Source organism: Streptomyces sp. NPDC006134, assembly GCF_040628835.1.
Lineage (GTDB): Bacteria > Actinomycetota > Actinomycetes > Streptomycetales > Streptomycetaceae > Streptomyces.
The window spans coordinates 198,529-220,703 of the sequence record NZ_JBEXTV010000003.1; the positions used below are offsets into that span (position 1 = coordinate 198,529).

Sequence of the window (22,175 nt, forward strand, 5' to 3'; positions counted from 1 at the left end):
CATGCGTACGTTCCGCACCGCCCGCACCGCCCGCGTCTCCGGCCACCGTGCCCGCCTCCTCGCCGCGGCCGGCGTGTCCCTCGCCGCCCTCGCGCTGACCGCCTGCAACGACGGCACGGGCGTCAAGGACGAGGGCGCCTCCAAGCCCGCGTCGGCCACGGCGTCGGCACCGGCCGCCGACGGGTCCACGAGCGCGGGCACCGGCACCTCGTCCGGTGGCTCGGCGCAGCAGGACGCGCGCACCGCGGGCGGTTCGTCCGCCGACAAGACCACCGGCAAGACCACCGGCGGATCCACGAACGCGGGCACCGGCACCAGCACCGGCACCAGCACCGGCACGGGCACCGCCGGCTCGTCCTCCGGCACCGGAAAGGCCCCGTCCGCGGACCGGAACGGCGCCTCCGACCCCCACGCCCCCGAGAACCGCGTCCTGTGCAACGGCTCCAACACCGCCGTCACCGCCCAGCAGGTCTCCCGCCCGGTCAACCACATGCTGATCACGGTGAAGAACACCGGCTCGAAGACGTGCGACCTGACCTACTACCCGGTGCTCCGCTTCGACGAGATGCAGTGGGTGCCCCAGGCGATCGCGGGCTCCCGGCCGCAGGCGGTGACGACCCTCGCGCCCGGCGAGTCCGGCTACGCGGGCGTCCTGCTGTCGGCCGCCGACGGCAGCGGCGACGGCGGCAGCACCGGCCACCGCCTGACCGTCGGTTTCCAGGGCGCCACCCCCAACAGCGACGGCGGCGCGGCGGCGACGCCGTCCCTGCCGGCCGCGGGCGTCTACTACGACAGCTCCCTGGCGGTGACGTACTGGCAGTCGAGCATGGACGACGCCCTGGCCTACTGAGGCCGGACCGGGCGCCGTTCCACCGAAGCGCTGGGGCTACCGCCCCAGCCGCTGCGCCACCTCGGTCGCCCAGTACGTGAGGATGGTGCGCGCACCGGCCCGCTTGATGCCGGTCAGCGTCTCCAGGATCGCCCGGTCCCGGTCGATCCAGCCCTTCTCGGCGGCGGCCTCGACCATCGCGTACTCACCGGAGATCTGGTACGCGGCGACCGGCACGTCCACGGCGTCCGCGACCCGCGCCAGGATGTCGAGGTAGGGCCCGGCCGGCTTGACCATCACCATGTCGGCGCCCTCCTCCAGGTCCAGCGCCAGCTCCCGCAGCGACTCCCGGACGTTCGCCGCGTCCTGCTGGTAGGTCTTCCGGTCCCCCTTCAGGGACGACCCGACGGCCTCCCGGAAGGGCCCGTAGAAGGCGGACGCGTACTTGGCGGTGTAGGCGAGGATCGCCACGTCCTCCCGCCCGATCTGGTCCAGCGCGTCGCGGACGACGCCGATCTGACCGTCCATCATCCCGCTCGGCCCGACCACGTGGGCGCCCGCGTCGGCCTGCACCTGCGCCATCTCGGCGTACCGCTCCAGGGTCGCGTCGTTGTCCACGCGCCCCTGTTCGTCGAGGACCCCGCAGTGCCCGTGGTCGGTGAACTCGTCCAGGCACAGGTCGGACATGACGAGCAGCTCGTCCCCGACCTCGGCCCGCACGTCCCGCAGGGCCACCTGGAGGATCCCGTCCGGGTCGGTGCCGGCCGTCCCGAGGGCGTCCTTCTTCTCCTCCTCGGGCACGCCGAACAGCATGATCCCGGAGATCCCCGCCTCCACCGCCTCCGCGGCGGCCTTCTTCAGGGTGTCCCGGGTGTGCTGCACGACGCCCGGCATCGCCCCGATCGGCACCGGTTCGCTCACACCCTCGCGGACGAAGGCGGGAAGGATGAGGTCGGCGGGGTGCAGCCGGGTCTCGGCGACCATACGGCGCATGGCCGCAGTGGTCCGCAGACGCCGGGGCCGGGTGCCGGGGAAGGATCCGTACGTCGTCATGCCACCTACGCTACGCCCGCCCCGGCACCGCCTTTGCCGACGCCTCGTCGGAGGGCCATGCTGGAGAAAGGGCCCGGAAACCCCCAGGCACCACCCCGCACCGCACCGCACAAGGACCCGACGGCGACGGCCGCACGCCGCACGCCACACACCGACGCCTGACCGGAAACCGCCGCCGTCCCTCCGTACCCGCCCGCACCCGCGCCACGGAGGACGCGATGACCACCACCCCCCGCACCCCCGACCCGCCCGACCTCTTCGCCCTCTCCCGGATCCGCGGCCCGGTGCTGCGCCCCGGCGACGACGGCTACGCCGAGGAGGTCACCGGCTTCAACCTCGCGGCCCTGCGCACCCCCGACGTCGTCGTGGGCGCGACGAGCGCCGACGACGTCGTCGCCGCGGTGCGCTGGGCGGCGGCCACCGGCACCCCGGTCGCCGTCCAGGCCACCGGCCACGGCGCCAACTTCCCCGTGGCGGGAGGCCTGCTCATCAGCACGGCCCGCATGACCGCCGTCGACGTCGACCCGGTCCGGCGCACCGCGACGGTCGCCGCGGGCGCCAAGTGGAGCCACGTGATGGCGGCGGGCGCCCCGCACGGGCTCGCCGGCCTCAGCGGCACCTCCACGGACGTCGGCGCCGTCGGCTACACGGTGGGCGGCGGCCTGCCGGTCCTGGGCCGGGCCTACGGCTACGCCGCCGACCTCGTCCGCTCCTTCCAGGTGGTCACCCCCGACGGCACGCTGCACGAGACGGACGCCGACCGCGAACCCGACCTGTTCTGGGCGCTGCGCGGCGGCAAGGGCAACGTCGGCGTCGTCACGTCCCTCGTCTGCGAGCTGCTGCCGGTGCCCCGCCTCCTGGGCGGCGGCCTCTACTGCCCCGGCGAGCACGCCGAGGCCCTGCTGACCACCTGGGCGCGGTGGACCCGCACCGTGCCCGACGAGATGTGCAGCGCGTTCTCCCTGCTGCGGCTGCCGCCCATCCCGCAGATCCCCGAGCCCCTGCGCGGCGGCTTCCGGGCCCGCGTCGCCCTCGCCTGGCCCGGCGACCCGGCCGAGGGCGAGGCCCTGATCGCGCCGCTCCGCCAGGCGGTACCGGTCACGCTCGACACGGTGGAGGAGATGGACCACGCCGCCCTGGACCGCATCCACATCGAGCCGCGGGACCCGCTGCCCGCCCGCGAGACCTGCCTCCTGCTGCGCGACCTGCCGCCGGACGCCGTCCGCGCCTGCCTGGACGAGGCGGGCCCCGCGGCCGGCGGCGACTATCCGCTGCTGATGGTGGAGATCCGCCACCTGGGCGGCGCGCTGTCCCGCCCGCCCGCCGTCCCGGACGCCGTCTGCGCCCGCGACGCGGGGTACTTCCTGGACGCGGTCGGCGTCCTGCCCGCCCCGCCGGCCGCCCGGGCCGTCGAGGAGGCCGTCACGGCCCTCCACACGGCGATGGCCCCGTACGGCACCGGCCGCACCCTGGTCAACATCCACGGCACCCCCGGCGACGAGACCGACCGCGCCCGCGCCTGGACCCCGGACGTCTACGACCGCCTGCGCCGCACCAAGTCCGCCCACGACCCGGCGAACCTGCTCCGCTTCGGCCACACGGTCACCCCGGCGTAGCTCGGCCCCGGGCGGCCGTGGCCGTTCAAGCCGCCCGAAGCGGCTCGTCCGCCGCCGGTGGCTGGTCCCGGCAGTCCCGGCAGCGGCCGGGTTCCGGGGCGCGGAAGGCCCGCTCGCAGCCGTCGCACGTCTGGAGGGGGTGAGGGCGGTGGCGGGTGGTTCCGGCGTCGGCGGACGCGGCCGGTGGACTCGCGGGCAGGGGCGGGGGCAGCAGTTCGCCGAGGCGATGGGCGAGCACACCGGCCGGGTGCCGCATGTCCTCGGGGAGGCCGGTGGTCAGGACGCGGTGGACGACGGCGGTCGTGGCACCCCCGGCGAACCAGGCGGCGACGGCGGGTGCGAGCCGGTCCACCTGCCGCCGGGAGAGGGTGAGGCGGTCGTCGATGCGGCGCAGACCCGCGAGCAGGGCGACGGCCCTGTCGTGGTGCCGGTCGCGGGGCGCGCGCTCGCAGTCGCCCACCTCCGGCGGGACAGGCGGTGCGGGAGGTGTGGGCGGCACGGGCGGTTCTGTTTCCCCGCCGGTCGCGGGCGTGTCCGGGAGGACGGGGTCCTGGACGCCTTCCCGGGCCGTTCCCCGGACCTGCGGACCGACCACCGGACCGACCACCGGACCATCGGCGGTACGGGCGGCGGTCTCGGCGGTCTCGGCGGCGGGGACGTGATGGGCGTAGGTCCGCGTGTACAGGCGGCCCGCTTCCGTACGCTCCCGCACCCGCTCCAGGTAGCCGTGCGCCTCCAGCTCCCGCAGGGCGAAGGCGATGCGGTCCCGTCCCTCGGGGAAGCGCTCGGCGAGGCTGCGGATGTCGACCGGGGCTCTGTCCGGCAGCGACAGGATGTGGGTGGCCAGTCCGATGGCGGTCAGCGACAGCTCGCGGTGCTGGGCGAGGTGGTTGCCGATGATCGTGTACCGGTCGGGTTGGTACGCCCGTACGTGGGTGACACCGGAGTGGGTGGCGGTCCGCCGAACACCCTGATCCGGGCGCGCAGCGGCGTTAGGCTTCTGCTCAGCCATGGGGAAGGGCCTTCTTCCTCGATGGTCAGGCCCTCGCACTGGGATGCCAGTCCCGGCGGGGGCCGATGCATGTGTGGGGTCGTGGTGATGCCTGCGGCGAGACTGCACGTCCGGGCCGCCGACGCGCCAGCCGCACCGACCGGTTTCACCCGCCCGGGTGACGTACACGTGGTTTGGTTGGTTGGGAGGGTTATTTCCCCGGGTTCTTTGGTCTTTTACCGCCCGCAGCCCCGGCCCGCGCCCCACCGGGTCCCGTGTTCCCGGCCGCCGGTGCGGGCTCGTCGGCGGCGGGTCACCGGCGGACGCGGAGGTCGATCTCGGCCCACACGGTCTTGCACGGCACCGGTCCGGTCCGCACGCCCCAGCGGTCCGCCAACTCCTCGACCAGCAGCAGACCGTAGCCCGACTCGGCGGGATCCGGTGAGGCGTCCCGGCGCCTGGGCACGCTCTCCCCCTTGGCGTCGGTCACCTCGACACGCAGCGCCCCGCACGCGGTGACCGTCAGGGCGAGGCGGAAGCTGCGCCCGGGGATCTTGCCGTGCACGGCGGCGTTCGCGGCGAGTTCGGCCACGATCAGCCGGGCCGGGTCCAACGGCAGCCCCCAGGCACTCAGTCGTTCGACGGCGAGCAGCCGGGCGAGACGGGCACCCCGGCGGGTGGCGGAGAGCGGCACGGAGAACCGGCGCAAGGGAGTCCGCGGCATGGCGATTTCCTGATTCACGTCACTCAGCGTGTTCATGCGTGCGTACGCTGTGAAGCAGGGCGGCCCGTGCGACCGGCGGCTGTCCGGTGTGTGTCCGGTTCCGTCCGGGCTGCCCGGGGCGACCGGGCGGGGACGGCCGGAGTTGGTCCGGGGAAGGGCGCGTGACGGGAGGGCGCGGACATGAGCGGGTGGGAAGCGGGACTGGACGACGAAGAGGCCGGGGCCGTGATGCGCACCGTCGCCCGGCAGCTGAAGCTGTGGCGCGAGGCGGCCGGCCTCACCCAGGCCGAGTTCGGCGCGGCCATCGGCTACGGGGAGGAACTGGTCTCCTCGGTGGAGCGGGGGCGGCGGATTCCCCGGCCAGAGTACCTGGACAGCGCGGACGAGGTGCTGGGGGCGGGCGGCCGCATCGCCGCGATGAAGACGGACGTGACGGAGGTCCGGTATCCGAAGAAGGTGCGGGACCTGAAGAAACTGGAGGCGGAAGCAGTCGAGCTGTGCGCCTACAACAACTCCGTCGTGCACGGGCTGTTGCAGACGGAGGAGTACGCGCGGGCGGTGTTCAGCGCCCGTCGTCCGCCCTTCACCGCCGACGAGCTGGAACAGCGGTTGGCAGCCCGCGTGGCACGCCAGGGGATCGTCAACGACACGGCAGCACGACCTGTCTTCAGTTTCGTCCAGTGAGAGTCGACGCTGCGTCGGCCCATCGGAGGCAAGATGGTCATGCGTGGGCAGCTCCAACGGCTTCTGGAGGTGGCCAAGTTCCGCAGCGTCGACCTCCAAGTGCTTCCGCTGGGCCATGAGGAAAATCCAGGGCTCGCCGGTTCGTTCAGGCTGCTCAAGCTCAAGGACGGCACCACCGTGGGGCATGTAGAGGTGCAGCACATCAGCCGCGTGATCGCCGACCCGAGAGAAGTGCAGCTCCTCGACATGCGCTATGGAATCATCCGGGCACAGGCTCTCAGCCCCCGAGAGTCGACGGCCCTCATCGAGAAAGCGCTTGGAGAGACATGACCCTCAAGCCCTCTGGTGAAGACAACTCCGAGCTGGAGTGGATAAAGAGCAGCTACAGCACGGACGAGGGCCCCGACTGCGTTGAGGTGGCAACCGTCCCCGGCCACATCCTCGTCCGCGACTCCAAGAACACCACCGGCCCCCGCCTCGCCCTCGCCCCCACCACCTGGGCCACCTTCCTGCCGTACGCCGCCCACTGACGGACCGACCCCACGCGGCCCGCACCCACGTCCACGGGTGCGGGCCGCACATACGCCGTCACTCGGCGGCCGGAGCTACCTCCGCTGCCGCGCCCTCGCCACGGGACTGCTGCAACGTCTCCGCGATCGCGGCGAACTCCTCCAGAGCCGCCTGGAGATCCTCGACGATCTCGGCGGCCAGCACCTCGGGCGCGGGCAGGTTGTCCGCGTCGTCGAGGCTCGGGTCGCGAAGCCAGGTGATGTCGAGGTTGGCCTTGTCGCGGGCAACCAGTTCCTCGTACGTGAACGCCTTGAAGCGCTCGGTCTCCACCCGCTTGGAGCGGTCGTCGGCCTGGTAGCACTGCACGAAGTCCTCAAGGTGGGCCCGGGTGAGGGGGTTCTGCTTGAGGGTGAAGTGCTGGGCCGTCCGGAAGTCGTAGACCCACAGCTTCTCGGTCCAGGGCTGATTGGGGCGGGCCGGCTTGCGCTCGAAGAACAGGACGTTGGCCTTGACGCCGCCCGCGTAGAAGATGCCGGTGGGCAGGCGCAGCAGCGTGTGGACGTCGTACTCCTTGAGCAGGCGCCGGCGGATGGTCTCGCCCGCGCCGCCCTCGAAGAGGACGTTGTCGGGGACAACGACCGCTGCCCGGCCGTGGATCTCCAGTAGCGAGGCGATGTGCTGGACGAAGTTGAGCTGCTTGTTGGTCGTGGTGACCCAGAAGTCCCGGCGCTCGTAGGCGATGGCCTCCTTGGCAGCCGAACCGTCGTCACCGTACACAGTGATCGACGACTTCTTGCCGAAGGGCGGGTTCGCCAGGACCAGGCTCGCGCGCTTGTCCGGCGGGGCTGCGAGGGCGTCCTTGGTACGGACGAGGGCAGGTCCGGTGGGCTGGCCGATGCCGTGCAGGAAAAGATTCATCGCGGCGAGACGGGCGGTGTTCCGCACCAGCTCGGTACCCCAGATGCCGCCACTGCTGAGGTGCTTGCGCTGCTCGGGGGTGAGCTGGCTGCCGTACTCCTGGAGGATGTACTCCGCGGCAGCGAGCAGGAAGCCACCAGTTCCGCAGGCGGGGTCGGTGATCGTGTCGTCCGGGGTCGGACGGACGCAGTCGATGATCGCCTGGATCAGCGGACGCGGGGTGAAGTACTGCCCCGCACCCGACTTGATGTCCTCCGCGCCTCGGGACAGCAGCTCCTCGTAGGCGTCACCCTTGATGTCGGTCTTCTGCCCCGACCAGCTCTCCTTGTCGATCAGGTCCTTGACGAGGCGCTTGAGCTTGGCGGGGTCGTGGATACGGTTCCTGGCCCCGTTGAAGATCAGGTGGAAGGTGGTACCGGCGCGCTGGGCACCCAGATCTTCGAGCAGTCCCGTGTACGCGGCTTCGAGCGCGGCACCGTCGTTGTTCAGCAACTCGGGCCAGCCGCGCCCCTCCCAGACGGACCCCTCGGGCATGATCTGCTCGCGGAACATCGGGGGACGGGACTGCGCCTCGTGCGCCATCTTCAGGAACACGAGAAGCGTCAGCTGCTCGACGTAGTCGATCGTGGAGACGCCGTCGTCACGAAGGACGTGGCAGTAGCTCCAGAGCTTGTCGACAAGCCGACGGGCCTCGGTCGTGGTCACGAGGGCATCTCCAGGTCAAGGGTGGGCTGAGTGGCGGTGGGGCTGGCCTCAATTTGCTGCCGAACGCTATTTTCCTCGCCGCCATAGGTCGCCTTGCTCTGAGCGGATGAAGACCGAGCGCTCCGACGCCGAGTGCTCTTTTCTTTGGCGGCTGCCTCAATCGCCACTTTACTGCGCTTCAGTAGTTCCTCGACCGGCTCATCGTCAGGGTCCTGCGATACGAGCTGTCCACTGAAAGCCACAGAGAAGAGTGAGCGGCGAAGTGCAGCCGCGCGACTCAGAGCAGAATGGATCGCTGCTTCTGCCCGCTCAACGACCGCAATCTGGTTCTCAGTAGCTGAGACAATGCGACGCTGCTCCCCCAATGGGGGCACAGGGACTTCCCATGCCGCCAAACGCGCCACACCAATGTGGTGAATACCAACGCCCCGCGAATGCTCTACAAAAGCCCCACGTTTGGCTTCCCCTCGCAGGAAATACAAAAGGAAGTACGGATCAATCCCGTAGCTTCGGACGCGAATTAGCGTGTTCTGGAAGCAGCAATCAGCAATCTCGTTGTTCCAGATGGCAGGCTTACCAACCTCGGAGGCGCTACCTGACGCCTCGCTCAGTACAATGTCGCCCTTCTTCAGGCCGTAGACGGCAACTTCTTCATCCGTGAAGTTCATCTCCTTCACGTCGTCCAGTTTGAGCCCATTCCAGTCCACGTTCGCAGCGCGCAGGTACGGGCGCATCTGCGTACCGGAGTGATTCTTAGGCGACCGTTGCCGGCCAAGTCGCACCTCGGCAACCTCATCCAGCCGAACCCGGACCCACCCCTTCGGCAGCTCCGAAGGAATATCGCCCTCGCTCACGCACCCAACTCCCGTCCCAGCTCATCCAAAATCTCAGCCCCCCGATCGGCCCCGAACTCCCTCAGGAACCCGTCCACGCCCCCGCGCTCAATGAAGGGTACGTCCTTCAAATGCTCGGGCTCGATCGCCGCGTCCGTCGCTATGACGTCCACGATCCGGTCCAGCCACCACACCTGGTCCTCGGTGAAAACGGCTCCCGCCTGCTCCTGCCGGGCCCGCCACGCCGCGTACCGCTCCTCCACCAGGGTCCGGTACGGACGTACCTCCTCGTCCAGGCCCAGCTCGAAGCGCAGCAGGCCGATCAGGTCGACCACGCCCGCCACCCCCCGCGGGTGCTTGGCCGCCTTGCCCAGCTGCACGTACGCGTCGTACAGCCGTGCCGGGGTCCACTGGAAGGGAGGACGCTCGATCTTGCGGGCCAGGTCCTTCAGGCGCCGGTAGACCTCCTTCGGATCCCGCCGCTCGCCGAATGCGAGGCTGAGCGCGGCGATCTCGTCCTGGTGCTCCTTGATGTACTCCTTCCAGGAGGTCACCCTGCGCATCGCCAGCTCGTCCGCCGTGATGCCGCGCGCCTCCTTCACCTCGTCCACGCTCACCTCGTCGATGACGATGTCGTGGGCGCGGCGCATGGACATCAGGCGGTCCCGCAGCTCGCGGTTGGCGGCGATCGGCTTCAGGGCCTCCAGCATCTCCTGCCGGACCTGCTTCTCACCGCCGATGCGCCGGGCCTTCTCCTGCTGGTCGGGGTCGACGGACCGGACCAGGCCGCCGACGATCTCCCGGAGCGGCTGCCCGGCGAGTTCGTCGATCTCCTCCCGCTCCTCGGGGGTGAGCTGGCGGTCGAGGCGCGCCAGGCGGCCCGCCAGCGTGGCGATCTCGTCCTCCGTCATCGCCAGGCCGGCCGTCTTCGCCATCAGCCGCTCCAGCGGCACCTTCCGCTCGGAGGCGCGGTTGAGCGGGCGCGCGTCCACGCGGGGCGAGTCCGTGACGCCGACCGCGTCGACGATCACGAACCGCTCCTTGACTTCGGCATCCGGTGTCACCGCCTGGAACTCGGCCGGGTCCACCGTCCGCGAGCCCCGCCCCTTCATCTGCTCGAAGTACGCCCAGCTCTTCACGTCGCGCAGGAAGAACACACACTCCAGCGGGGGGATGTCCGTGCCCGTGGCGATCATGTCCACCGTGACGGCGATCCGCAGCTCAGGACTGTTGCGGAACGCCTTGATCAGCTCGGCGGGCCGCTTCGCCGCATGCGTGATCTTGGTACAGAAGTCGTCGCCCTCGCCGAAGACCTGCCGCACCGTCTGGACGATCTCGTCGGCGTGGTTGTCGTCGACGGCGAAGATCAGTGTCTTGGGCACGTGCGTGCGCGACCGCTGCGCCTCGCCCTCCCCGACGGGCGGGAAGATGTCCGTGAACAGGTGCTTGCGGAAGGTCTCCATGACGAGCTTGAGCTGTCCCTTGCTGATGACCTGCCGGCCCAGCTGGGACGCCTTCCACTCCAGGTCCTCCTCCAGCTCCTGGTAGCGCTCCCGGCGGGTCTTGCGCTCCCGCATCGGGACGACCGTCTCCGCCGGGATCGTCCCGCCGTTCTCCCCCAGCTCCGTACGGATGCGGAAGACGTCGAAGTCGACGTTGACGCTGTCGGCGACGGCCTGCTCGTACGGGTACTCGCTGACGAGGTTCTGGAAGAAGAAGCCGAAGGTCTGCTTGACCGGGGTGGCGGTCAGGCCCACCAGGTGGGCGTCGAAGTACTCCAGGACCGCGCGCCACTTGCCGTAGATGGAGCGGTGACACTCGTCGACGACGATGAGGTCGAAGGTCTCCGGCGGCAGGTCCGGGTTGTAGCCGACCTGGACCGGCTCGTCGACCAGGTCGTAGCGGTCGAGGGCAGCGTCCTCGCTGTCGGCGCTCGGCACCGCGCGGCCCGTCAGCGCCAGCCACAGCCGCTGCACGGTGGACACCACCACGTGCGCGGAGCCCAGCACCGTGTCACCGGCCAGGCGCTGCACGACGTACAGCTCGGTGAATTTGCGGCCGTCGTCCGGGGTGTCGAAGTTCTCGAACTCGGTGGCGGCCTGGCTGCCGAGGTTGTTGCGGTCGACGAGGAACAGGATGCGCTTGGCGCCCGCGTGCTTGAGCAGCCGGTAGCTCTCGCTGACCACCGTGTACGTCTTGCCGGCGCCGGTCGCCATCTGGATCAGGGCGCGCGGGTCGTCCTTGGCCAGGGAGCGCTCCAGACCGGTGATCGCCGTGACCTGGGCCGGGCGCAGCGGCCCGGGGTCGAGGAAGGTCTGCGGCAGGCGGCGCATCCGGGCCCGCAGGGTCGGCGCGGCCGGATCGGCCTCGGCCTCGTCGATCCAGCGGGCGATGGTCTCCGGCTGGTGCACGGCGAAGACCTCGCGCGTGCGCGGGGACGGGTCGAGCGCGTTGTGGAAACGGACCGTGTTGCCGTCGGCGACGTACCGGAAGGGCAGGCTGGCCCGCCACGCGCTGAGCTGCTGGCTGCGCGTGAGGCCGGTGGCGTAACGGGCTGCCTGCTGCATGGCGGCCTCCAGGTCGGCACCCTCCCGCTTGGCCTCTATGACGCCGACCAGGCGCTGGTCGACGTAGAGGAGGTAGTCGGCACGGCCCACGGCCGTGGAGACCTCCCGGACGGCCACACCCTTGCCTGCGAAGAGGTTCTTGTCCTTGTCGTCCTGGACCGCCCAGCCGGCCTTCTCCAGGATGCGGTCGAGTTCGTCGCGGACCTGCGCCTCGCTCATGGACGGACGGGCCGCCTTCTGCGCCCGCGCGATGAACTCGTCGCGCTGCGAGGCACCCTTCAGCGGCTGGACCGCCGTACGGGCCTCCAAAGCCGGAGCCGTCAGCTCGGTGATCTTGTCGCTGAGCTCGGCGATCACATCGTGCAGGGCGGCGCGCTCGGCCTCCGCGCGGGCCAGTTCCGCCTCAGCCTGCGCGCGGGCGGCCTGTTCACGCTCCAGGCGGCTCAGCTTGCCGTCGTAACGAAGCCGGGCCTCCTCCAGCCGCCGACGGTAGGCGTCGAGCTCGGCCCGCAGCTGCTCCAGCTCCTGCTGGTCCGCGACGGTGGTGGGCGCGGGCGCCGCGGAGGGCGGCGCGGGCGCCAGGAAGACCCGGTGGGTGGTGTCGGACGGGGTGAGGGAGCGGTGCAGCCAGTCGCCGAGCCGGAAGCACGCCTCCACCGCCTGGAGGGCGGCACGGACGTTGGCGTAGTACTCGTGCACCGCACGGTTGCCCGTCATGCGGATCGCCTCGAACCAGGCGCGTACCTGCGGAACGAGGACTCCCGCACTGGTGAGTGCGTTGATCCGGTCGACCTGCCTGTTGCTCGACACGGTGAGGTTGACCATGGTCAGCAGGTGCCGGGCCATGACCTCGCCGAACAGCCGGGTCTTCACCATGGCCGCGTGCGGATCGGTGTGGACGTACGACTCCGCGGAGCAGCCAAGGGTCACCAGAAGAGGCTCATGCCCCAGCAGGTGACCGAAGTTGGACGAGCCCGCGGCCAGCCGCTTGACCTGCTCGTCGTCCCCGCCCGACGGGCTGCCGACCACTGCCGTCACCATGTGAATCCCCCTGACTCCAAGCCGTCATGACGTGTGCAAAGCCTTGCAGGATGTCATGAACAACTCGGCGTAACAAGATATTTGGGAGATGCAGTGCTCGACGGCCCTCGTGTACCGCCTTGCTCCAGCGGGACGGACCACCACGCGCTGTCCGTCCCGCTCGTCCGCTCAGGTCGTCGACCGCCTCCGCCGCGCCCCCGGCCGCCGCTCGCTCGGCCGCGTCACCGGGTCGCCGGCCTCGATCGCCGCCAGCCGCCGCCGCGCGCCGAAGTCGGCCAGCGCCTCCGCCAGCTTGTGCACGGACGGCTCGGGCGACATGACGTCGACCCGCAGGCCGTGCTCCTCCGCCGTCTTGGCGGTGGCCGGGCCGATGCAGGCGATGACCGTCACGTTGTGCGGCTTGCCCGCGATGCCGACCAGGTTCCGCACGGTGGACGACGACGTGAACAGCACGGCGTCGAAGCCACCGCCCTTGATCGCCTCCCGCGTCTCGGCGGGCGGCGGCGAGGCGCGCACGGTCCGGTAGGCGGTGACGTCGTCGACCTCCCAGCCCAGCTCGATCAGGCCCGCGACGAGCGTCTCCGTCGCGATGTCGGCGCGCGGCAGGAACACCCGGTCGATCGGGTCGAAGACCGGGTCGTACGGCGGCCAGTCCTCCAGCAGCCCGGCGGCCGACTGCTCCCCGCTCGGCACCAGGTCCGGCTTCACGCCGAAGGCGATCAGCGCCTTGGCGGTCTGCTCGCCGACCGCGGCGACCTTGATCCCGGCGAAGGCGCGGGCGTCGAGCCCGTACTCCTCGAACTTCTCCCGCACGGCCTTGACCGCGTTGACCGAGGTGAAGGCGATCCACTCGTACCGGCCGGTGACCAGGCCCTTGACCGCGCGCTCCATCTGCTGCGGGGTGCGCGGCGGCTCGACGGCGATGGTCGGCACCTCGTGCGGCACGGCCCCGTAGGACCGCAGCTGGTCGGAGAGCGAGGCCGCCTGCTCCTTCGTACGCGGCACGAGCACCTTCCAGCCGAACAGCGGCTTGGACTCGAACCACGACAGCTGCTCGCGCCGGGCGGGAGCGCTGCGCTCGCCGACCACGGCTATCACCGGCCGGCCGCCGTCCGGCGACGGCAGCACCTTGGCCTGCTTCAGCGTCTGCGCGATGGTGCCGAGGGTGGCGGTCCAGGTGCGCTGCCGGGTCGTCGTACCGGCGACGGTGACGGTCAGCGGGGTGTCCGGCTTGCGGCCGGCCGCGACCAGCTCGCCGGCGGCCGCGGCGACCGAGTCGAGCGTCGTGGAGACCACGACCGTGCCGTCGGAGGCGCCCACCTCGGTCCAGCAGCGGTCCGAGGCGGTCCGGGCGTCCACGAACCGCACGTCGGCGCCGTGGGCGTCCCGCAGCGGCACACCGGCGTACGCCGGCACGCCGACGGCCGTGGCGATGCCCGGGACGACCTCGAAGGGCACCCCGGCCGCGGCGCAGGCCAGCATCTCCTCGGCGGCGTCCGCGTCGAGCCCGGGGTCCCCGGACACCGCACGCACGACCCGCCTGCCGCCCCGCGCGGCCTCCATGACAAGATGTGCGGCATCCCGCACAGCGGGAACGCCGGCGGTGGCTGACGTGCCGTCAACTACCGTCAGCTGGGGCGTGCCTGTGCCCGGAAGCGGTCCGGAGGGGGAACCGGCCGGATCCGAAGGATCCGCGTCCGTGTGCACTTCGGCGACGCCCTGCCTGGCGTGCTTGCGGACGACGTCGAGCACCTCGTGCTCGGCGACGAGGACGTCCGCGTTCGCCAGCGCCTCCACAGCGCGCAGGGTCAGCAGTCCCGGATCTCCGGGTCCGGCACCCAGGAAGGTGACGTGCCCGTGTTCCGGACCGGCGGGAAGGGTGGTGGGGCTCAATGTGCTCGCTCCCCCATCAGACCGGCCGCACCCTGGGCGAGCATCTCGGCGGCGAGTCCGCGGCCGAGCGCCAGCGCCTGGTCGTGCGTCTCGGGCACGGGACCGGTGGTGGACAGCTGCACCAGCGTGGTGCCGTCGGTCGTGCCGACGACGCCCCGCAGGCGCATTTCCTTGACAATCTGCCCGTCGGCGTGGGAATCCCCCCGCTCGAGCGGAGCCGAGCGTGGGGGAAGGTCGGCCAGCGCGCCGACAGGGGCGCTGCAACCGGCCTCCAGGGCGGCGAGCAGTGACCGCTCGGCCGTCACGGCGGCCCGCGTGAACGGGTCGTCGAGCTCGGCGAGCGCGGCGGCGAGGCCCGCGTTGTCCGCGGCGCACTCGATCGCCAGGGCCCCCTGGCCGGGGGCGGGCAGCACCGTGTCGGCCGACAGGAAGTCGGTCGCCTCCTCGATGCGGCCGATCCGGTTCATCCCGGCGGCGGCGAGCACGACGGCGTCCAGCTCACCGCTGCGGACGTATCCGATCCGCGTGTCGACGTTGCCCCGGATCGGGACCGTCTCGATGTCCATCCCGTGGGCCCGCGCGTACGCGTTCAGCTGCGCCATCCGGCGCGGCGAACCCGTGCCGACGCGCGCCCCGCGCGGCAGGTCGGTGAACTTCAGCGCGTCCCGCGCGACGAGCACGTCCCGCGGGTCCTCGCGCACCGGTACGGCGGCCAGGACCAGTTCCTCGGGCTGCGCGGTCGGCAGGTCCTTGAGCGAATGAACCGCGAAGTCCACCTCGCCCCTCAGCAGCGCGTCGCGCAGCGCGGTCACGAACACGCCCGTGCCGCCGATCTGCGCGAGGTGCTCGCGCGACGTGTCGCCGTACGTGGTGATCTCGACGAGCTCGACGGGCCGCCCGGTCACCTGGCTCACGGCGTCCGCCACCTGCCCGGACTGGGCCATGGCGAGCTTGCTGCGCCTGGTTCCCAGCCTCAGTGCCTTCTCAGTCATGCCGGCCCTCGGTTCTTGCCGTTGTTCTCGGTGTTCTGGCCGCCGTCGGCCCGGGAGACGGCGGCCACCGTCTCGGGGTCGAGGTCGAACAGGGTGCGCAGCGCGTCGGCGTACCCGGCGCCGCCGGGCTCGGCCGCGAGCTGCTTGACCCGTACCGTCGGCGCGTGCAGCAGCTTGTCCACGACGCGCTTGACGGTCTGCGTGATCTCGGCGCGGTGCTTGTCGTCCAGGCCGGGCAGCCGCCCCTCCAGCCGGGCCATCTCACTGGCCACCACGTCGGCGGCCATGCTGCGCAGGGCGACGACGGTGGGGGTGATGCGCGCGGCCCGCTGCGCCGCCCCGAAGGCGGCGACCTCGTCCGAAACGATACGCCTGACCTGGTCGACGTCGGCCGCCATCGGGGCGTCGGCCGAGGCCTCGGCGAGCGTCTCGATGTCCACCAGCCGCGCCCCGGCCAGCCGGTGCACGGCGGCGTCGATGTCGCGCGGCATGGCGAGGTCGAGCAGGAACAGCACCGGCTGCGGGCGCGGGGCGACGGCGACCGGCTCGGGCCGGCGCGCCTCGGGGACGCGCCCGGCGCTGGCCGCGGTCGCGGCGAGCGCGCCGATCAGCTCGGCGTCCGTCTCGGGACCGCTGCGGCCGGTCTCGCGCGGCCGGTCCACGGCCGTCCCGCCCGCGACCCAGGCGGCGTGCTGCTCCAGCGTCGCCGCGTCCATGCCGGCCACCGCGGCCTCCCCCATGACGGAGAAGCCGGGCTGCACGGCGGACAGGTCGAGCGGGCAGCCCTCGTCGCCGGCGGCACCCGCGGGCGCCGCCTGCCGCACCTCCCCGGCCCGCGTACGGGGGTCCGCCCCGACCGCGACGGGCTGTCCCGTACGGCCCTGGACCGCCGCCGCGACCGCGTCGGCCGTCAGGACGAGCCCCGTCGCGCCGGTGCAGGAGACGGCCACGTCGGCACGGGTCAGCTCGGCCGGTACGGCGTCCATCGGCACCGCACGGGCCGACACGTCCGTGTCGTCGCCCTCGGTCAGGATCCGGGCGAGCCGCTCGGCCCGCTCGAAGGTGCGGTTGGCGACGACGACCTCGGCGACCCCGGCCCGCGCCAGCGTGGCCGCGGCCAGCGAGGACATCGACCCGGCGCCGATGACCAGCGCCTTCTTGCCCCGGGCCCACTCCTGGACGTCGCCGCCCGCGGCGAGCTGCTCCAGGCCGAAGGTGACCAGGGACTGCCCGGCGCGGTCGATGCCGGTCTCGGAGTGGGCGCGCTTGCCGACCCGCAGCGCCTGCTGGAACAGGTCGTTCAGCAGCCGTCCGGCGGTGTGCAGCTCCTGCGCCCGGGCCAGGGAGTCCTTGATCTGGCCGAGGATCTGGCCCTCGCCCACGACCATCGAGTCCAGCCCGCACGCCACCGAGAACAGGTGGTGGACGGCCCGGTCCTCGTAGTGCACGTACAGATAAGGGGTGAGCTCCTCCAGCCCGACCCCGCTGTGCTGGGCGAGCAGCGTGGACAGCTCGGCGACACCGGCGTGGAACTTGTCCACGTCGGCGTAGAGCTCGATGCGGTTGCAGGTGGCCAGCACCGCGGCCTCGGCGGCCGGTTCGGCGGCGACCGTGTCCTGCACCAGCTTGACCTGGGCGTCCGCGCTCAGCGAGGCCCGCTCCAGGACGCTGACGGGGGCGCTGCGGTGGCTCAGCCCGACGACGAGGAGGCTCATGCCGGCATCACGGCGGGCACGTCCCCGTCGGGTCCCTGTTCGGCGGCCTCCTTGCGGGCGGCGGCGGCCGCGGCGCCCGCTTCGGCGGCGGCCTCCTCACCGGCCTTGCGCTGCTCGTGGAAGGCGAGGATCTGCAGCTCGATGGAGAGGTCGACCTTGCGCACGTCGACGCCCTCGGGGACGTTCAGCACGGTCGGCGCGAAGTTCAGGATGGAGGTGACACCGGCGGCCACGAGCCGGTCGCAGACCTGCTGGGCGGCACCGGCGGGGGTCGCGATCACGCCGATCGAGACGCCGTTGTCCTGGATGATCCGCTCCAGGTCGTCGGTGTGCTGCACCGGGATCCCGGCGACGGGCTTGCCGGCCATCGCGGGATCGGCGTCGATGAGTGCGGCCACCCGGAAGCCCCGGGAGGCGAAACCGCCGTAGTTGGCGAGCGCGGCGCCGAGGTTTCCGATACCGACGATCACCACCGGCCAGTCCTGGGTGAGCCCCAGCTCACGGGAGATCTGGTACACGAGATACTCGACGTCGTAGCCGACGCCCCGGGTCCCGTAGGAGCCGAGGTAGGAGAAGTCCTTGCGCAGCTTCGCGGAGTTGACTCCCGCCGCGGCCGCCAGCTCCTCGGAGGAGACCGTGGGCACCGAGCGCTCCGACAGCGCGGTGAGGGCCCGGAGGTACAGCGGAAGCCTGGCGACGGTGGCCTCGGGAATCCCTCGGCTACGGGTCGCCGGTCGGTGTGTTCGGCCAGTTGCCACGGTGCTCCTGCGGGTAGAGCGGGGCTGTAGGCGGTCATACGTCCCTACATGACCGCCCCGTCGAATGCAGGCTATGTCTTTGTGAACGCGTGCACAAAGACGGTGTCCGATTTGCCCGGCCAACGTGATCGGGGTCACGCACCCCCGGCGCGGGGAACGGGAACCGGCGCACTCGCACCTGCGTTCCTCTCTCATTGGGGGCAAAGCCGCACACACTCCTCACGATCAACGCCCCCGAGACCACGTCGCCATCGATCCTAAGCGACCATCCGGACTACTTGGACTGCTCGGTCAGTGCCTTGCGGAGGCGTTCTTCGTTCACACGCCAGAAGGTGTGCTGCCGTCCGTCGACCAGGACGACGGGGATCTGCTCCCAGTACCGGTCGTGGAGTTCGCGGTCCTGGGTGATGTCCTTCTGCTCCCAGGGGACGCCGAGATCGGCACAGACCTTCTCGACGACGAGCTGTGCGTCATCACACAGGTGGCAGCCGGGTTTGCGGACGAGGGTGACGAGATGGTTCTCAGGGGTCTCAGGGACCTGCGGGGTCCTGCGGCGGAAGAGCGGGCTCATGCCGGCCATTCTCGCGCGGCCGGCGGCCCGCGGACGCCCCGCCGCGGCACCCGGGCCGTCCGCCTCCCCGGCCCCCCGGCCCCCTCGCCGGACGCGCTGTTTAACGACCCCGTCGTGGAGAGTTCACAGCCTCCCAACCTCACGACTCCGGTACGCCCGAACAAACTGGCTATGCTCACGGATATGGCCGCTCTCGGATGGCTCACCCCCCGTAGGCGCTCCGCCACGGCGCGGAGCGTGTTGGCAGGCGAGGCCTCGGCGGAGGCAGCCCGCAAGTCCACCCAGGACGAGTCCGCCGCCTCCGCCCCGGGCCGGGAGCCGGAGTTCCCGGTCCACGGCGACGACCGGGCCGCCGCCTTCTTCGACCTGGACAACACCGTCATGCAGGGCGCCGCCCTGTTCCACTTCGGCCGGGGCCTGTACAAGCGCAAGTTCTTCGACACGCGGGAGCTGGCGCGGTTCGCCTGGCAGCAGGCGTGGTTCCGGCTGGCCGGCGTCGAGGACCCCGAGCACATGCAGGACGCGCGCGACTCGGCGCTCTCCATCGTCAAGGGCCACCGGGTCTCGGAGCTGAAGTCGATCGGCGAGGAGATCTACGACGAGTACATGGCCGAGCGGATCTGGCCCGGCACCCGCGCCCTGGCCCAGGCCCACCTGGACGCCGGCCAGAAGGTGTGGCTGGTCACGGCGGCCCCGGTGGAGATCGCCCAGGTCATCGCCCGCCGCCTGGGCCTGACCGGCGCGCTCGGCACGGTCGCCGAGTCGATCGACGGCGTCTACACGGGCAAGCTGGTCGGCGAGCCGCTGCACGGCCCGGCGAAGGCCGAGGCGGTCCGCGCCCTGGCGGCGGCGGAGGGCCTGGACCTGTCCCGCTGCGCCGCGTACTCCGACTCCCACAACGACATCCCCATGCTGTCGCTGGTCGGCCACCCGTATGCGATCAATCCCGACGCCAAGCTGCGCAAGCACGCCCGCGCACTGGACTGGCGCCTGCGGGACTACCGCACGGGCCGCAAGGCGGCCAAGGTCGGCATCCCGGCCGCGGCGGGCGTCGGCGCGGTGGCCGGCGGCACGGCGGCGGCGATCGCCCTGCACCGCCGCCGCCGCTAGCCGGCCCCCGGCGACGTGACGGGCATCACGCCAATCTCTCTGACGTACCCCCGCAACACCCGTCCCACTCCCTGCACTCGCCACCCGACCACAACACGCGCCGTACCCACCCGGAATATGAACCTTTCCGGTCAACACCCGATCACTCTGCGGCACTTGATCATGTGTCAATCGGTTACGGAAGCGACGTAATCGATGATTTGAGCAACTGGGTGTAGCAGTGCCTGCACGAAGCGTTATTCTCCTCAGACGCAAACCGGTACCCCTCCGTCGCTACGACGGGTGAAAGGTCCCGCACTGCACGTGATGGAAGCTCTGCCTCTGGGAGTCCCGTGTACCCACACGTCGGGGTTGACGCCTCGGGCCTGGCTACGCTCCGCGCAACGGTCAAAACGGTCCAAGACCTGTTGCGCGAACTCGTCCCCACCGCGTACGCCGTCCCCGCCTTCGCCGCCGCCGCCCCCGTGGGCCCGTGCTACGCACTGGCCGACGGCAGCGCCGCGGTCGGCAGACGAGGACGCCCGTCCGGGGCCACGACCGCCCGCCGTCCCGCCGCGGACAGCGACAGCGCCCGGATGATGGACCTCGTCGAACGTGCCCAGGCCGGCGAGGCCGACGCCTTCGGGCGGCTCTACGACCAGTACAGCGACACCGTCTACCGCTACATCTACTACCGGGTCGGCGGCAAGGCGACCGCCGAGGACCTGACGAGCGAGACCTTCCTGCGGGCCCTGCGCCGCATCGGGACCTTCACCTGGCAGGGCCGCGACTTCGGCGCCTGGCTGGTGACCATCGCCCGCAACCTCGTCGCCGACCACTTCAAGTCCAGCCGCTTCCGGCTGGAGGTCACCACCGGCGAGATGCTCGACGCCAACGAGGTCGAGCGCTCCCCCGAGGACTCCGTCCTCGAATCCCTCTCCAACGCCGCCCTGCTCGACGCCGTACGGCGGCTCAACCCCCAGCAGCAGGAGTGCGTGACGCTCCGCTTCCTCCAGGGCCTCTCCGTCGCCGAGACCGCCCGCGTGATGGGCAAGAACGAAGGCGCCATCAAGACCCTCCAGTACCGCGCCGTGCGCACCCTCGCCCGACTCCTGCCCGAGGACGCGCGCTGATCACGCACCCGCGGAGACCTCATCGCCCTCCGCGGTTTCCAACTCACCCCGGGTGAACCTCTCTTGGCTTCGCGGCCCGCTCACGCGCCGTCCGTAACCCAAGTGCCAAGCCGCTCGTTGTGCGGGATACAGGCTCCCTGTGGTCACCCCCTGACCTGCTCCGGTCACACGATCGTGTGGATGCGGTCAGGGTGTGCAACCCTCAGGACCCCCTGGGGAGTCGACCGTCATGACGAGAGGAGGTGCCGCCAGTGATCGCGAACGTATCGGCGCACCGGCGGGCGAACGCCTTCGCCCAGGCTCTGGAGGAGCAGTCCGATCGGGGCGCGGCGGCCGAGCAGTCCGGAGGACCGGCACCGGCCGAGTCCGCGGAGCAGACCGACCAGGGACATCTGTTGGCCCTGGCCTCCGGTCTCGGCGCGCTGCCCAAACCCGAGCTGGATCCCGAGGTCAAGGTCGTCCAGCGCGCTCAGCTGGTGGCCGCCTTCGAGGCCATGCTGCAAGAGGGCGGCGAGGCGACGGACCCTACGGTGCCCGAGCAGCGGTCCCCACGGGCCCGCGGTGCACACCGGGCGACCCCGCTGAAGCGGTTCCGCCCGCGCTCGCGGCTGGCCAAGGGCCTCACCGCCGGCGGGCTCAGCGTCGGTGTGGCCGCGGGAGCCTTCGGCGGAGTCGCCGCCGCCAGCTCGGACGCCCTGCCCGGTGACACGCTCTACGGCCTCAAGCGAGGCATCGAAGACTTCAAACGCGGCCTCGCCGACGGGGACGACGAACGCGGCCGGGCCTACCTCGACCAGGCCTCGACCCGGCTGAACGAGGCACGCCGCCTCCTGGACCGCGACCGCGGCGGCCACCTCGACCACGAGTCCCTCGGCGAGATCCGCCGCACCCTGTCCGGCATGCAGCACGACGCCGCCGAGGGCCACCGCCTGCTCAGCGCGGTCTACGAGCGCGACCCCGACTCCCTCGCCCCCATCCAGGCCCTCTCCGCCTTCTCCCGCTCCCACGGCGAGGTCTGGGGAGCGCTGCGCGAGAAGCTGCCCGTCCAGCTCGGGGACGTCAGCGATCAGGTCTCGTCGGTGTTCGACGCCATAGAGCAGGACGTCGCCCCGCTGCGGCCCCTCCTCCCCCAGCCGCCCGCCCAGGACGACACCGAGGGCGACCGGCAGGGCACCTCTCGGTCGGCGACCACCGGCACGCCCGGCAGCGGCCGTACGGCGACGCCCAGCACCGGCGGCGACAGCCACCGGGAGAGCGGCCGAGGCGACACCGGCAGCCCCGGCACGTCGACGGGTTCCGGCGGCGACAGCCGCGGCGACGGCCTGCTCGGCGGCGGCACGGGCGGCCTGCTCGACCCGCCGCCGAAGGCCAGCGCCAGCGCGACGCCTTCCACCGGCGGCGACAAGGACCCGGCCCCCGAGCCGGACGTCACCCTCCCGCCGCTCCTGCCGGGCCTCCTGCCCGGCCTGGGCATCGAAGGCGAGGACGCCGACTGACACCCGGTCGCCGGTACGCCGACGGGGGCGCCCCTCTCTCCAGGGGGCGCCCCCGTC

17 protein-coding genes and 1 pseudogene are annotated in these 22,175 nt (G+C 71.6%); 7 read left to right on the plus strand and 11 right to left on the minus strand.

Features of this window, described 5'->3' with window-relative positions; all coding sequences use genetic code 11:
• Position 1: 1 nt before the first annotated feature.
• Positions 2 to 850 carry a DUF4232 domain-containing protein gene (locus ABZ340_RS03490; RefSeq protein WP_358780056.1) on the plus strand — a complete coding sequence of 283 codons (849 nt, stop codon included), beginning with the start codon at positions 2 to 4 and terminating at the stop codon, positions 848 to 850.
• 36 nt (positions 851 to 886) lie between these two features.
• Here ABZ340_RS03490 and hemB read toward each other — a convergent pair whose 3' ends face one another.
• Positions 887 to 1,882: a porphobilinogen synthase gene (hemB, locus tag ABZ340_RS03495; protein WP_358780057.1), complete on the minus strand. Its 996-nt coding sequence runs from the start codon at positions 1,880 to 1,882 to the stop codon at positions 887 to 889.
• A 218-nt stretch (positions 1,883 to 2,100) separates the two neighbouring features.
• On the opposite strand from hemB, the gene ABZ340_RS03500 reads away from it, so the two are divergent.
• Positions 2,101 to 3,498 (plus strand): FAD-binding oxidoreductase, encoded by a 1,398-nt coding sequence (locus ABZ340_RS03500; RefSeq protein WP_358780058.1) that lies wholly within the window; start codon positions 2,101 to 2,103, stop codon positions 3,496 to 3,498.
• A 25-nt stretch (positions 3,499 to 3,523) separates the two neighbouring features.
• Here ABZ340_RS03500 and ABZ340_RS03505 read toward each other — a convergent pair whose 3' ends face one another.
• Entirely contained in the window at positions 3,524 to 4,510 is a 987-nt protein-coding gene (locus ABZ340_RS03505; protein WP_358780059.1) for a helix-turn-helix domain-containing protein, read from the minus strand.
• A 292-nt stretch (positions 4,511 to 4,802) separates the two neighbouring features.
• Positions 4,803 to 5,249, minus strand: a complete 447-nt coding sequence (locus ABZ340_RS03510) for an ATP-binding protein (protein ID WP_358780060.1) — start codon at positions 5,247 to 5,249, stop codon at positions 4,803 to 4,805.
• A 144-nt stretch (positions 5,250 to 5,393) separates the two neighbouring features.
• On the opposite strand from ABZ340_RS03510, the pseudogene ABZ340_RS03515 reads away from it, so the two are divergent.
• Together ABZ340_RS03515 and ABZ340_RS03520 are read left to right on the plus strand one after the other, a co-directional pair.
• Positions 5,394 to 6,227: pseudogene (locus ABZ340_RS03515) on the plus strand (helix-turn-helix transcriptional regulator).
• Complete coding sequence (locus tag ABZ340_RS03520; protein ID WP_358780061.1) at positions 6,224 to 6,427, plus strand: DUF397 domain-containing protein; 204 nt, start codon at positions 6,224 to 6,226, stop codon at positions 6,425 to 6,427. The pseudogene ABZ340_RS03515 and the gene ABZ340_RS03520 overlap by 4 nt, the downstream one beginning before the upstream one ends.
• 58 nt (positions 6,428 to 6,485) lie before the next feature.
• On the opposite strand, the gene ABZ340_RS03525 is transcribed toward ABZ340_RS03520, so the two are convergent.
• The 8 genes from ABZ340_RS03525 to ABZ340_RS03560 all read right to left on the minus strand — a co-directional run bounded on the left by ABZ340_RS03525 (position 6,486) and on the right by ABZ340_RS03560 (position 18,409).
• Positions 6,486 to 8,030 carry a class I SAM-dependent DNA methyltransferase gene (locus tag ABZ340_RS03525; protein ID WP_358780062.1) on the minus strand — a complete coding sequence of 515 codons (1,545 nt, stop codon included), beginning with the start codon at positions 8,028 to 8,030 and terminating at the stop codon, positions 6,486 to 6,488.
• The gene (locus tag ABZ340_RS03530) at positions 8,027 to 8,884 is read right to left on the minus strand and encodes a restriction endonuclease subunit S (protein ID WP_358780063.1); all 858 of its coding nucleotides are present in this window, start codon (positions 8,882 to 8,884) and stop codon (positions 8,027 to 8,029) included. The genes ABZ340_RS03525 and ABZ340_RS03530 overlap by 4 nt, the downstream gene beginning before the upstream one ends.
• Positions 8,881 to 12,471, minus strand: a complete 3,591-nt coding sequence (locus ABZ340_RS03535) for a DEAD/DEAH box helicase family protein (protein WP_358780064.1) — start codon at positions 12,469 to 12,471, stop codon at positions 8,881 to 8,883. The genes ABZ340_RS03530 and ABZ340_RS03535 overlap by 4 nt, the downstream gene beginning before the upstream one ends.
• Before the next feature lie 168 nt (positions 12,472 to 12,639).
• Positions 12,640 to 14,364, minus strand: a complete 1,725-nt coding sequence (locus tag ABZ340_RS03540) for a uroporphyrinogen-III synthase (RefSeq protein WP_358780065.1) — start codon at positions 14,362 to 14,364, stop codon at positions 12,640 to 12,642.
• The gene (hemC, locus tag ABZ340_RS03545) at positions 14,361 to 15,356 is read right to left on the minus strand and encodes a hydroxymethylbilane synthase (protein ID WP_358780066.1); all 996 of its coding nucleotides are present in this window, start codon (positions 15,354 to 15,356) and stop codon (positions 14,361 to 14,363) included. Before hemC ends, ABZ340_RS03540 begins: the two co-directional genes overlap by 4 nt.
• The gene (locus tag ABZ340_RS03550) at positions 15,353 to 17,071 is read right to left on the minus strand and encodes a glutamyl-tRNA reductase (protein WP_358780067.1); all 1,719 of its coding nucleotides are present in this window, start codon (positions 17,069 to 17,071) and stop codon (positions 15,353 to 15,355) included. The genes hemC and ABZ340_RS03550 overlap by 4 nt, the downstream gene beginning before the upstream one ends.
• Positions 17,068 to 17,829 carry a redox-sensing transcriptional repressor Rex gene (locus ABZ340_RS03555; RefSeq protein WP_358780068.1) on the minus strand — a complete coding sequence of 254 codons (762 nt, stop codon included), beginning with the start codon at positions 17,827 to 17,829 and terminating at the stop codon, positions 17,068 to 17,070. The genes ABZ340_RS03550 and ABZ340_RS03555 overlap by 4 nt, the downstream gene beginning before the upstream one ends.
• Before the next feature lie 274 nt (positions 17,830 to 18,103).
• Positions 18,104 to 18,409: a glutaredoxin family protein gene (locus ABZ340_RS03560; protein WP_358780069.1), complete on the minus strand. Its 306-nt coding sequence runs from the start codon at positions 18,407 to 18,409 to the stop codon at positions 18,104 to 18,106.
• Positions 18,410 to 18,583: 174 nt separating this feature from the next.
• Here ABZ340_RS03560 and ABZ340_RS03565 point away from each other — a divergent pair, with 174 nt between their 5' ends.
• The 3 genes from ABZ340_RS03565 (at position 18,584) to ABZ340_RS03575 (ending at position 22,118) form a co-directional block, all read left to right on the plus strand.
• Complete coding sequence (locus ABZ340_RS03565; RefSeq protein ID WP_358780070.1) at positions 18,584 to 19,510, plus strand: HAD-IB family hydrolase; 927 nt, start codon at positions 18,584 to 18,586, stop codon at positions 19,508 to 19,510.
• A gap of 332 nt (positions 19,511 to 19,842) precedes the next feature.
• The gene (locus ABZ340_RS03570) at positions 19,843 to 20,622 is read left to right on the plus strand and encodes an ECF subfamily RNA polymerase sigma factor, BldN family (RefSeq protein ID WP_358780071.1); all 780 of its coding nucleotides are present in this window, start codon (positions 19,843 to 19,845) and stop codon (positions 20,620 to 20,622) included.
• A 251-nt stretch (positions 20,623 to 20,873) separates the two neighbouring features.
• Positions 20,874 to 22,118 carry a DUF5667 domain-containing protein gene (locus ABZ340_RS03575; RefSeq protein WP_358780072.1) on the plus strand — a complete coding sequence of 415 codons (1,245 nt, stop codon included), beginning with the start codon at positions 20,874 to 20,876 and terminating at the stop codon, positions 22,116 to 22,118.
• Positions 22,119 to 22,175 lie beyond the last annotated feature (57 nt).

Excerpts from the sequence above, each read along its gene's own strand:
- ABZ340_RS03535 (WP_358780064.1), bottom strand. The coding sequence starts at position 12,471 with ATGGTGACGGCAGTGGTCGGCAGCCCGTCGGGCGGGGACGACGAGCAG.
- ABZ340_RS03565 (WP_358780070.1), top strand. The coding sequence starts at position 18,584 with ATGGCCGCTCTCGGATGGCTCACCCCCCGTAGGCGCTCCGCCACGGCG.
- ABZ340_RS03490 (WP_358780056.1), top strand. The coding sequence starts at position 2 with ATGCGTACGTTCCGCACCGCCCGCACCGCCCGCGTCTCCGGCCACCGT.
- ABZ340_RS03505 (WP_358780059.1), bottom strand. The coding sequence starts at position 4,510 with ATGGCTGAGCAGAAGCCTAACGCCGCTGCGCGCCCGGATCAGGGTGTT.
- ABZ340_RS03520 (WP_358780061.1), top strand. The coding sequence starts at position 6,224 with ATGACCCTCAAGCCCTCTGGTGAAGACAACTCCGAGCTGGAGTGGATA.
- ABZ340_RS03550 (WP_358780067.1), bottom strand. The coding sequence starts at position 17,071 with ATGAGCCTCCTCGTCGTCGGGCTGAGCCACCGCAGCGCCCCCGTCAGC.
- hemC (WP_358780066.1), bottom strand. The coding sequence starts at position 15,356 with ATGACTGAGAAGGCACTGAGGCTGGGAACCAGGCGCAGCAAGCTCGCC.
- ABZ340_RS03510 (WP_358780060.1), bottom strand. The coding sequence starts at position 5,249 with ATGAACACGCTGAGTGACGTGAATCAGGAAATCGCCATGCCGCGGACT.
- hemB (WP_358780057.1), bottom strand. The coding sequence starts at position 1,882 with ATGACGACGTACGGATCCTTCCCCGGCACCCGGCCCCGGCGTCTGCGG.
- ABZ340_RS03560 (WP_358780069.1), bottom strand. The coding sequence starts at position 18,409 with ATGGCCGGCATGAGCCCGCTCTTCCGCCGCAGGACCCCGCAGGTCCCT.
- ABZ340_RS03500 (WP_358780058.1), top strand. The coding sequence starts at position 2,101 with ATGACCACCACCCCCCGCACCCCCGACCCGCCCGACCTCTTCGCCCTC.